Genomic DNA, 255 nt, shown 5'->3' with positions numbered 1-255 from the left:
TAGGGCGGCAGGAACCGCAGGCTGGCTCCGGCGGCCTCGATCGCCGCCTGCACGCCCGGCCCCTTGTGCGAGCCGAGATTGTCCATGACGACGATGTCGCCGGGGCGCAGATCCGGCACGAGGACGTATTCGACATAAGTCAGGAAGCTGCGGCCGTTGATCGGTCCGTCCAGCACCATGGGCGCCACGATGCCGGTCAGCCGCAGTCCCGCGATGAACGTTGTGGTCTTCCAGTGCCCGTGCGGCACGGCGGAT

Annotated in this window: 1 protein-coding gene; it reads right to left on the bottom strand. The window is 67.8% G+C overall.

The features are described from left to right. Positions 1-255: transposase (locus ACWNRM_RS15235; RefSeq protein ID WP_485172257.1), on the bottom strand; the 255-nt coding region annotated here is incomplete at both ends.

It is taken from the genome of Asaia sp. A2 (assembly GCF_057319415.1).
Note: the sequence above shows the minus strand (reverse complement) of the source record. Positions and strands in the feature narration are given on the sequence as shown.